We start from the raw sequence: 9,973 nt of genomic DNA, 5'->3' as shown, positions 1-9,973 counted from the left end.
ACGGTCTGCGTTGTCGGGAAGATACGTGATCTGATCCTTCAACTCAGCAAAAGTTCGATTTATTCAACAAAGCCCATGGCTTAGGCAAAAAGCGTTTTGTTCATGCCGGATGCAGCGCGAGCGCCTTATCCGGCATACAGAATATTGCAAATTCAATATATTGCATGGGCTATGTAAGCCTGATAAGCGTAGCGCATCAGGAAGTTTGGCGTTTGTCATCAGTCTCTGATTATTATTCGATCCCTGAATCGCGGTAACTGTCAGGCAAAGACTGACCTAATGCCTGTATTTGCTCTGATGAATGTCCGGTAATCTTTTGTATCCATTCAGGATCTGCACCATTTTGCAAAAATAATCGGAGAAGGCGCTGTTCCCCTTCTTCTTTGCCTTCGATCCTCCCTTCTTCCCTTCCCAACAGCCATCCCGCATTATGAATTCGCTCTGCAATCGTCATGATTCGCTCCCTGTGTTGTGGCATTCGCCTGGTAAGTTCGCTGATAAACTCCTTAAAACTCGCTTCATCACCAGCCAGTAAAATGTAATTTAACAGCGCGGTTATCTGGCTGTCATTAGCGCACTCTGTAACCAGTAATGCTACCAGTTGATCAATCAGCCCCATCATATTGCGCTGGCGGATATGCTTTTGGATCAACTCCAGTAGGGCAACTCTGCGATGCTGAACAATCTCGTCGTCCGGCACCACAGTGATATCCACCAGCGGGAACGCAGCGGTATAAAGTTTCCGAGCGGTAATCGGGTCGGCAAATTCGTCCAGCCAGCACAAAGACCAGGGGTAAGGACTACGACTGCCGTGATAAAACAGCATCGGAATGACCAGCGGTAGTGGTCGGCGTTTATCATGCTCTATATGACGCTGCATCACCGCCATGGAATATCGCATCAGGCGAAAGGCCATATGAATATCCTCGCGGCTCTGATGTTCAATCACCACATAGATATAACCATCGCCTTCGCGGGTCTTTACCGACCATAAAATATCGGAGTGCAGCGCCCGCAATTTTTCATCGACAAAGCTGGCTGATTCCAGTTTTAAGGTGTCGAGATCGCACAGTTCACGTAAACCTTTTGGTAAGTGGATCTTCATAAAATCCCGCGCGGTGTCAGGATGCGTGAGGAAGGATTTAAATAATGCGTCATGCGGCGTACTGGTGGTGAAGTTTGTCATGGCGATCCGTCACCTGTTGAAGAGATAGTCCGACTTTAGCGATTCCTAATTCCGCTCACACCCGGCAATATCTCATTCCCCGAGGCGCTTTCCAGGCTATTTTTGTTCTCCTGCAAGCGATACATTTTTCTGGAAGGCATCTCGATTTTTGCGTGAACCTGCCGTCAGGCTCTATTCTTACGATATGAATAAAATCATTGAACTCCGACGCGCCAAAATGCTGGCGCTCTCTTTACTGCTCGTTGCTGCCGCGACTTTTATCGTTACGCTGTTTTTGCCCCGCAATTTTTGGGTGAGCGGCGTGAAGGCGATTGCGGAGGCGGCAATGGTCGGTGCTCTGGCTGACTGGTTTGCGGTGGTGGCGCTGTTTCGCCGCGTGCCGATTCCGATTATTTCTCGCCATACGGCGATTATCCCGCGTAATAAAGACCGGATTGGCGAAAATCTCGGTCAGTTCGTACAGGAAAAATTTCTCGATACCCAATCCCTGGTGGCGTTAATTCGTCGTCATGAACCGGCGTTGTTAATCGGTAACTGGTTTAGTCAGCCGGAAAACGCCCGCCGCGTTGGGCAGCATCTTTTGCAGATCATGAGTGGTTTTCTCGAACTTACTGATGATGCGCGTATTCAGCGTCTGCTTAAGCGCGCGGTGCATCGGGCGATTGATAAAGTGGATCTTTCCGGCACCAGTGCGTTAATGCTGGAGAGCATGACCAAAAACGATCGTCATCAGGTGCTGCTGGATACTCTGATCGCACAACTGATCGCCCTGCTCCAGCGCGATAAATCACGCAAATTTATCGCCCAACAGATCGTCCGCTGGCTGGAGAGCGAACATCCGCTGAAAGCGAAAATTTTGCCGACTGAATGGCTGGGTGAACACAGTGCAGAGCTGGTTTCTGACGCAGTTAATTCTTTGCTTGATGATATCAGCCGCGATCGCGCGCATCAGATCCGCCATGCGTTTGATCGCGCTACCTTTGCGCTGATCGATAAGCTGAAAAACGATCCGGAAATGGCGGCGCGCGCCGACAATATCAAAGCGTATCTGAAAGAAGATGAAGCGTTTAACCGCTATCTCGGTGAATTGTGGGGGGATTTGCGGGAATGGTTGAAGGCCGATATCAATAGCGAAGATTCTCGCGTGAAGGAACGTATCGCGCGGGCGGGTCAATGGTTTGGCGAGACGTTAATTGCCGATGATGCCTTGCGGGCGTCGTTAAATGGTCATCTCGAACAGGCTGCGCACCGCGTCGCACCAGAGTTTTCGGCATTCCTGACACGCCACATTACTGACACGGTGAAAAGCTGGGATGCGCGGGATATGTCGCGGCAAATCGAGTTAAATATTGGCAAAGATCTCCAGTTTATCCGCGTCAACGGTACGCTGGTTGGTGGTTGTATTGGATTGATACTGTATCTTTTATCGCAAATCCCGACTTTGTTACCCCTCGGCAATTTTTAACCGCGAGAGAGAACAAATAAAGCAAACTCAAATCATGGTAATAATGCGGCCTTTTTCATTGTCTCCCGTGTACGGGGAAGGAAAATCATTCCATTTGTCGCCATTTTCGAGCAGTTCTCCGAAATGCGGCATTCCGCTGGTCGGCACTTACTGCACGTTTATGCCGCAGAAGATGCTAACGGCCTGCGATGCGGTTGCTCCACCTCAACTGAAACTCTCGAAGAAGCAGAGAAAGAGCCTGCGCAATCTTTGTCATTGCGCAACGAGCTGAATGCGATATCTGCCTGCATTCGTCAGTAACAGGAAGAAAGACAGCGACAGGAAATGCATTGCGCATTACGCTCTGGCTCCGCGTTAAGGATTCATTAAGATCACTACGTATACTTATCGATATCTTATTGATTTTGTTGGATGGATATGCCATGACAAAAAGGTTTTCGTTAAGTAAACGTATCAGCATTATTATTCTTTTTGCCATTGTGGCAGTGTGTGCTTTCTTCGTGCAATCTTGCGCTCGCAAAAGCAGTTATCCCGCAGGGTTTCAAAATTACCACGTGACTATTGATGGCAAAGAGATTGCAGGTGTAACGAATAATATCTCCTCACTGACCTGGTCTGCGCAGAGTAATACCCTGTTTAGCACTATCAATAAACCTGCGGCGATTGTTGAAATGACCACGAATGGGGATCTGCTCCGCACCATTCCTCTGGATTTTGTGAAAGATCTCGAGACTATCGAATATATTGGTGATAATAAATTCGTCATCAGTGATGAACGCGATTATGCCATTTATGTGATTTCACTTAATGAAAAGTCAGAAGTAAAAATCCTCAAAAAAATAAAAATTCCGTTGCAGGAAACGCCAACCAATAGTGGTTTTGAAGGGCTGGCTTATTCTCGCCAGGATCACACCTTCTGGTTTTTTAAAGAGAAAAATCCGATTGAGGTCTACAAAGTTAACGGGCTACTAAGTAGCAATGAATTGCACATCAGCAAAGACAAGGAACTACAACGTCAATTTACTTTAGATGATGTGTCCGGCGCAGAATTTAACCAACAAAAAAATACGCTGCTGGTACTGTCTCATGAGTCACGCGTACTGCAGGAAGTGACCGCCACTGGGGAAGTGATCGGTGAGATGTCACTTACCAAAGGCAGTCGGGGTTTGTCACATAACATCAAACAGGCTGAAGGGATTGCGATGGATGCCTCTGGCAATATTTATATCGTTGGCGAACCGAATCGTTTTTATCGCTTTACCCCTACATCATCACATTAACAGACTGGCATGTTTCACCTTTTTGTTATTAACTTGTTAACAACAAAAAGACAAGCAAGGTAAAACATGTCCCCGTCATCGCATCCCGTAGAACGCTTTTCCTTCAGCACCGCGCTTTTCGGGATGCTGGTTCTGACCTTAGGTATGGGGTTAGGTCGCTTTCTTTATACGCCGATGCTGCCAGTTATGCTGGCGGAGGGGCAGTTTTCATTTAACGAACTATCGTGGATTGCCAGCGGCAACTACGCTGGGTATCTGGCTGGAAGCCTGTTGTTTTCATTCGGCGCATTTCATTTACCCTCACGTCTGCGCCCGTTTTTATTGGCTTGCGCCCTGGCAACCGGCTTGTTGATCCTCGCGATGGCGTGGTTACCGTCGTTTATTCTGGTGTTGTTGGTTCGCTTTCTGGCGGGTATCGCCAGCGCCGGGATGTTGATTTTCGGCTCGACGCTCATCATGCAACATACCCGCCATCCTTTTGTACTTGCGGCACTGTTTTCTGGCGTTGGTGTTGGCATCGCACTAGGCAATGAATATGTGCTGGCTGGGCTGCATTTTGCCCTCTCCTCGCAAACGCTATGGCAAGGTGCCGGGGCGCTTTCTGGCATGATATTGATTGTACTGGCGCTTTTGATCCCCTCGAAAAAAAACACCATCACGCCTGCGCCGTTAGCAAAAACCAATCAACAACCTATGAGCTGGTGGTTGCTGGCTATTCTGTACGGTCTGGCGGGTTTTGGTTATATCATCGTTGCCACTTATCTGCCGCTCATGGCGAAAGACGCCGGCCTGCCGTTACTGACCGCCCATCTCTGGACGCTGGTCGGCTTGTCGATTGTGCCAGGCTGCTTTGGCTGGTTGTGGGCAGCAAAACATTGGGGGGCGTTACCCTGCCTGACGGTGAATTTGCTGGTACAGGCTATCTGCGTACTGTTAACCCTCGCCAGCAGTTCTCCTTTATTACTCATCATCAGCAGTATTGGCTTTGGCGGCACCTTTATGGGCACGACCTCGCTGGTGATGACCATCGCCCGCCAGCTTAGTGTGCCGGGAAATCTCAACCTGTTAGGCTTTGTGACGCTTATTTATGGCATTGGGCAAATTCTCGGCCCGGCACTGACCAGTATGCTCGGCAACGGAACGTCGGCGCTCGCCAACTCCACGCTTTGTGGCGCAGCGGCGCTGTTTATTGCCGCGCTCATCAGCACAGTGCAATTATTTAAGCTGCAAACGGCGACTTCATAAGGGGGGATTTTTCTCCCCGCCATACCAGAGAAGAGCGCCCTGGTATTTTCCTTTGGGGCATTTCCCTTGCCAGTCAAGAAACTCAACCGCAACAGTTGCTGTCAGCCTGACCATTAACACCGTTTTACTGCCCGCAATGTATTTAATGGCCAGCACGGTGCAAAATGTCGGTCGCAGCCTGGAGACAGCCGAAGTGAATGCTAAATACCATCTGCATATCATTACGGTCTGCGTGATTAACGCTTTTCTGTCGATCTGGGTTATGCAGTTTATTGTTTAACAAGGAGTTTACATGATTGATTATTCCGCAGCCGGTTTCATCCTGCTGCAGGGAGCGCATTTGTATGCGCCGGAAGATCGGGGAGTTTGCGATGTCCTCGTCGCTAACGGCAAGATTATCGCCGTTGCCAGCAATATCCCTTCTGACATCGTACCGGACTGCACGGTTGTCGATCTCAGTGGGCAGATTCTCTGCCCTGGCTTTATTGATCAACACGTTCATTTGATTGGCGGCGGCGGCGAAGCTGGCCCCACGACACGCACGCCGGAAGTGGCGTTAAGCCGCCTGACGGAAGCGGGCGTCACATCGGTGGTTGGCCTGCTTGGCACCGACTCTATCTCTCGCCACCCGGAATCCCTCCTTGCCAAGACCCGTGCGCTCAATGAAGAAGGTATCAGCGCCTGGATGCTGACCGGTGCGTATCATGTACCTTCCCGCACCATTACGGGTTCCGTGGAAAAAGATGTGGCGATTATTGATCGGGTGATTGGTGTGAAATGTGCCATTTCTGATCACCGCTCTGCCGCACCGGATGTTTATCATCTGGCTAATATGGCGGCAGAATCCCGCGTTGGTGGCTTGCTCGGCGGTAAACCTGGCGTCACCGTGTTCCACATGGGCGACAGCAAAAAGGCGTTACAGCCAATCTATGACCTCCTGGAAAACTGCGATGTGCCAATCAGCAAGTTACTGCCGACGCACGTTAACCGCAACGTTCCTTTGTTTGAACAGGCGCTGGAGTTCGCCCTGAAAGGCGGCACCATCGACATCACCAGCAGCATTGACGAGCCGGTCGCCCCTGCAGAAGGGATTGCCCGCGCCGTTCAGGCGGGTATTCCGCTGGCTCGCATCACCCTCAGCTCCGACGGCAACGGTAGCCAGCCGTTCTTTGACGACGAGGGGAATTTAACGCATATCGGCGTTGCCGGTTTTGAGACTTTGCTGGAAACCGTACAGGTGCTGGTCAAAGACTTCGGTTTCAGTATCAGCGATGCCGTGCGTCCACTCACCAGCAGCGTCGCCGGTTTCCTCAACCTGACAGGGAAAGGTGAAATTCTGCCCGGCAATGACGCGGATTTGCTGGTTATGACACCGGAACTGCGCATTGAGCAGGTGTACGCTCACGGCAAACTGATGGTCAAAGACGGCAAGGCGTGTGTGAAAGGAACGTTTGAAACTGCATAAGCGGTTGTCTGCCGCCCGAATGGACGTAGAAGCCCGTTCGGACGGCTGACAGAGTAAAACGCAGAAGATGGTATTTAGCTGACTTTTCCCACCGTCGCACTGTACCAACCGCCATGCTGCCAGACCAACTCAAGCGTCAGAGGTTCATCATCGTGGTACAGCATCATCTCCAGACTGATCGTCAGATCGTGGCAATATGCTTCTTTCAGACTCACTTGCAATGCAGCAATACGTGGTTCATGAAATAAAAGAGCGGAACGCAACTGACGGCAATACCAGCTCTGGAGATGTTTGTCGCTCTGATTATCCCCTTGCCACTCTGGCATACCTGAAATAAGTAATGCAGGTAGCGGTGAATGAGGAGAATAGAAAAGTTGAAAGAGATCCCGACATACGGAATCACGCAGCGATGATGTATTGCTGCCTGTGTTTTCAGGTAATACGGTCTGAAGTAATTGGCGCATCATTTTGCGCACTCCTGACGTTTAGCGGCATCGATATCTTGCCCTGACGGCTTGACACCACTGGGTTGATGCTCATTTTCCATAGTCATTCCTTTTTGCTCATTGCATCCGTGCCTGATAACAGGCTTGATTCTCGCCCGCAAAGTATAAGACCCTGAACAGAAATGAAGATCCACTTACTTTTTATTTAAAAAGATATAATTTGATAAAAGTCACTAAACCAGACAGAAACAAATCAATATATTTTGATTATTCCGAATAATCACTCAGATTTAAATAGATATAAAATGCTTATAAAAGACATGTAATAAGTAATTATTAAATTACTCATCGTTTATTAATAATATCGGTTATTACGTGGCTAAAAGGCCTGGTGCAAAGCTGCTCAACTTGGCACCAGAAATAAGGATCAGGCGTCAACTTTATCCAACGGCCAGGAGTCGAAGAGATAGCCGTCAAAATAGATATCATCAACATTGGAAAATTCCAGCAGGCGCTGTTTCACATTTTCCAGATGCTGCCACATTGCCAGCTTCGCCGCACGGGCGTCTTTTTTGATTAACGCGGCGAGGATCTGTTTGTGATCGCCCAGCCACTCTTTGCGGTACAAGCTGTCATCCAGATGGCTGTGCAACTGGATCCACATCGGATTGTTTTCTCGCCACTGCCAGGACTGACGGAACAACTCCACCAGCATACTGTTATGCGTCGCTTCCGCGATGGCGAGGTGGAACTGCATATCGCCGCTTTCACTGCTGCCCGGTGCGCTGGAGGCCAGTTCGCGTTCTTCAAGCTGCAATGCCTGGCGCATTTTGACGATATCTTCGCGGGTGGCCTGCAAAGCGGCAAATTCCGCGATGTTACTTTCCAGTAACTGACGCGCCTGTAACAGCTCAAAAGGACCGGCGTCATTGCAGACGTTGGCATCTGCGTTGTCGGCAGTGTGGCTGGTTGAACTGTCGAGAACATAAATACCGGCGCCCCGACGCACTTCTACCAGTCCTTTGATCTCCAGCATGATCAACGCCTCACGCACCACAGTGCGCGTGACCTCGAGCATTTCTGCGATTTCACGCTCCGGCGGCAGTCGTTCGCCAGGATTGTACGGTGTTTTGATGATCAGATCGCGGATCATCGCCCCGACTTCCTGGTAAGGTCTTTGCGCAGAGGTGGCAGATTTCATGATGTTGTGTCCGTTAGGTGCGGTTAATCAAATTATTGCCGGATGCGGCGTGAACACCTTATCCGACCGACAAAGAGTGCGTATTTAATAAGTTGCGATTGATACCCTGGCTCGATAAGCGTGCGCATCGGGCGATCTTACGTTGATCGTCAATGACAAACTATACCATTAGCACTGGAAGTTGGCACGTACAGGTAGGCAAAAAAACGAAAACTGGTCAACCAAATATTGGTTTGATTGACCAGTAAGTCTGTATGGTAATCAGTCAGTTACAGTGCAGCCACGCATTCGCGCGCGCCGCGCTCGCACAGTTGCTGATATGCCGCTGTCACTGCACCAACAAAGTCGGCATTCTGCGGCAGATCATCTGCAAAAATACCGCTCAGGCTCAACAGGGCTTTTACGCGTTCTGCTCCCTGATATTGCGCGTTGATCTTCTGGAATTCAGCCAGCATCGGGTCAACTACGTCGATGGCGTTGCCTTGCTCATCCACACCCTGGGTGTAGCGCATCCAGCCCGCCACGCCGAGCGCCAGGTGACGCCAGCTACCGCCGTTTTGCAGGTGCAGACGCACCGGGTCCAGCAGACGCTGCGGTAACTTCTGGCTGCCGTCCATCGCAATCTGCCAGGTGCGGTGACGCAGAGACGGGTTGCTGAAACGCTCGATCAGCAGCGTCGCATAGGCGTTCAGGTCAGTCCCTTCCGGCATCGACAGCGTTGGCGCTTGTTCCTGCATCATCAGGGCAAAGGCGGCTTTGCGATAATCCGGGTTAGTCATGGTATCAGCAATGGTTTCATAGCCACCGAGGTAACCAAGGTACGCCAGGAAAGAGTGGCTGCCGTTGAGCATACGCAGTTTCATCATTTCGAATGGTACAACGTCCGAAACGAACTGTGCGCCCACTTTATCCCAGTCCGGGCGACCATTAACGAAGTTATCTTCAATCACCCACTGGCGGAACGGTTCGCAGGCAATGGCGCACGGGTCGTAAACGCCCAGTTGATCAGCAATTTCCTGTAAGGTTTCTGGCGTCGCCGCCGGAACGATGCGGTCAACCATGGTGCACGGAAAGGTGACGTTCTCTTCAATCCATGCCGCCAGCTGCGGGTCACGCGCCTGAGCCAGCCCCAGAACGGCAACTTTCGCCACATGACCATTTTCACGCACGTTGTCGCAGGACATTACGGTAAACGCTTTCAGCCCTTTTTCACGACGCAGGCGCAGAGCTTCAACGATGTAACCAATCGCGGACTTCGGCGCGGTCGGATTTTCCAGGTCGTGCTTGATCAGCGGGTTATTGAGATCCAACTGACCGCTTGCCGCATCGGCGCAGTAACCTTTTTCCGTGACCGTCAGAGAGACAATCGCTGTTTGCGGACGCGCCATTGCGTTGAGAATACCTTCGCAACCGTCGATTTCCGGATGCAGAGCTTCTTTCATCGAACCGATAATTTTCAGCTCGGTGCTTTCTGCACCTTTTTCCGCCACGGTGTACAGCAGTTGCTGTTTTTTCAGGTTTTCGATCAGCACGCGGTCGTTGCCTGGCATCAGGTTAACTTCGCAGATACCCCAGTCGCTGTCGGTGCTTTCCAGCAGATGATGGGTGTACAGCGCCTGGTGCGCGCGGTGAAACGCCCCGCAACCGAGATGCACAATGCGTGATTCCAGACGAGAATGATCCCA

At 50.6% G+C, this 9,973-nt stretch carries 9 protein-coding genes and 1 pseudogene; 6 read left to right on the top strand and 4 right to left on the bottom strand.

All coding sequences use genetic code 11. The annotated features are described in order from the left end of the window. Positions 1–232 precede the first annotated feature (232 nt). Complete coding sequence (locus tag FC814_RS21355; protein WP_137326435.1) at positions 233–1,186, bottom strand: Rpn family recombination-promoting nuclease/putative transposase; 954 nt, start codon at positions 1,184–1,186, stop codon at positions 233–235. A gap of 184 nt (positions 1,187–1,370) precedes the next feature. Between FC814_RS21355 and FC814_RS21350 the strand changes: the two genes are divergently transcribed. The 6 genes and pseudogenes from FC814_RS21350 (at position 1,371) to iadA (ending at position 6,641) form a co-directional block, all read left to right on the top strand. Then, positions 1,371–2,651: a DUF445 domain-containing protein gene (locus FC814_RS21350; RefSeq protein WP_010346645.1), complete on the top strand. Its 1,281-nt coding sequence runs from the start codon at positions 1,371–1,373 to the stop codon at positions 2,649–2,651. Between the two features lie 123 nt (positions 2,652–2,774). After that, positions 2,775–2,951 (top strand): hypothetical protein, encoded by a 177-nt coding sequence (locus FC814_RS22920; RefSeq protein ID WP_170967959.1) that lies wholly within the window; start codon positions 2,775–2,777, stop codon positions 2,949–2,951. 122 nt (positions 2,952–3,073) lie between these two features. Then, complete coding sequence (locus tag FC814_RS21345) at positions 3,074–3,931, top strand: SdiA-regulated domain-containing protein (protein WP_085460280.1); 858 nt, start codon at positions 3,074–3,076, stop codon at positions 3,929–3,931. Positions 3,932–3,997: 66 nt separating this feature from the next. Further along, positions 3,998–5,176, top strand: a complete 1,179-nt coding sequence (locus tag FC814_RS21340; protein WP_000075229.1) for an MFS transporter — start codon at positions 3,998–4,000, stop codon at positions 5,174–5,176. 118 nt (positions 5,177–5,294) lie between these two features. Further along, a pseudogene (locus tag FC814_RS23345) lies at positions 5,295–5,456 on the top strand (hypothetical protein); the annotation flags it as partial. Positions 5,457–5,468: 12 nt separating this feature from the next. After that, the gene (iadA, locus tag FC814_RS21330; RefSeq protein ID WP_085460278.1) at positions 5,469–6,641 is read left to right on the top strand and encodes a beta-aspartyl-peptidase; all 1,173 of its coding nucleotides are present in this window, start codon (positions 5,469–5,471) and stop codon (positions 6,639–6,641) included. Between the two features lie 74 nt (positions 6,642–6,715). Here the strand turns inward: iadA and iraD are convergent, their stop codons facing one another. The 3 genes from iraD to FC814_RS21315 all read right to left on the bottom strand — a co-directional run. After that, a complete protein-coding gene (gene iraD / locus FC814_RS21325) occupies positions 6,716–7,108 on the bottom strand; it encodes an anti-adapter protein IraD (RefSeq protein ID WP_137326434.1) in 393 nt (130 codons plus the stop codon). 406 nt (positions 7,109–7,514) lie between these two features. Continuing rightward, entirely contained in the window at positions 7,515–8,288 is a 774-nt protein-coding gene (uxuR, locus tag FC814_RS21320) for a Uxu operon transcriptional regulator (protein WP_000833697.1), read from the bottom strand. Positions 8,289–8,557: 269 nt separating this feature from the next. After that, positions 8,558–9,973, bottom strand: a 1,416-nt coding sequence (locus FC814_RS21315) for a fructuronate reductase (RefSeq protein WP_170967958.1), incomplete at its 5' end; no start/stop codon positions are given.

This window comes from Escherichia sp. MR (assembly GCF_005280595.1).
GTDB classification, from domain to species: Bacteria; Pseudomonadota; Gammaproteobacteria; order Enterobacterales; family Enterobacteriaceae; genus Escherichia; species Escherichia ruysiae.
Note: the sequence above shows the minus strand (reverse complement) of the source record. Positions and strands in the feature narration are given on the sequence as shown.

What these genes read in the sequence shown, in the direction of transcription:
- FC814_RS21355 (WP_137326435.1), bottom strand. Translation starts at nt 1,186, where the DNA reads ATGACAAACTTCACCACCAGTACGCCGCATGACGCATTATTTAAATCC.
- FC814_RS21350 (WP_010346645.1), top strand. Translation starts at nt 1,371, where the DNA reads ATGAATAAAATCATTGAACTCCGACGCGCCAAAATGCTGGCGCTCTCT.
- FC814_RS22920 (WP_170967959.1), top strand. Translation starts at nt 2,775, where the DNA reads ATGCGGCATTCCGCTGGTCGGCACTTACTGCACGTTTATGCCGCAGAA.
- FC814_RS21345 (WP_085460280.1), top strand. Translation starts at nt 3,074, where the DNA reads ATGACAAAAAGGTTTTCGTTAAGTAAACGTATCAGCATTATTATTCTT.
- FC814_RS21340 (WP_000075229.1), top strand. Translation starts at nt 3,998, where the DNA reads ATGTCCCCGTCATCGCATCCCGTAGAACGCTTTTCCTTCAGCACCGCG.
- iadA (WP_085460278.1), top strand. Translation starts at nt 5,469, where the DNA reads ATGATTGATTATTCCGCAGCCGGTTTCATCCTGCTGCAGGGAGCGCAT.
- iraD (WP_137326434.1), bottom strand. Translation starts at nt 7,108, where the DNA reads ATGATGCGCCAATTACTTCAGACCGTATTACCTGAAAACACAGGCAGC.
- uxuR (WP_000833697.1), bottom strand. Translation starts at nt 8,288, where the DNA reads ATGAAATCTGCCACCTCTGCGCAAAGACCTTACCAGGAAGTCGGGGCG.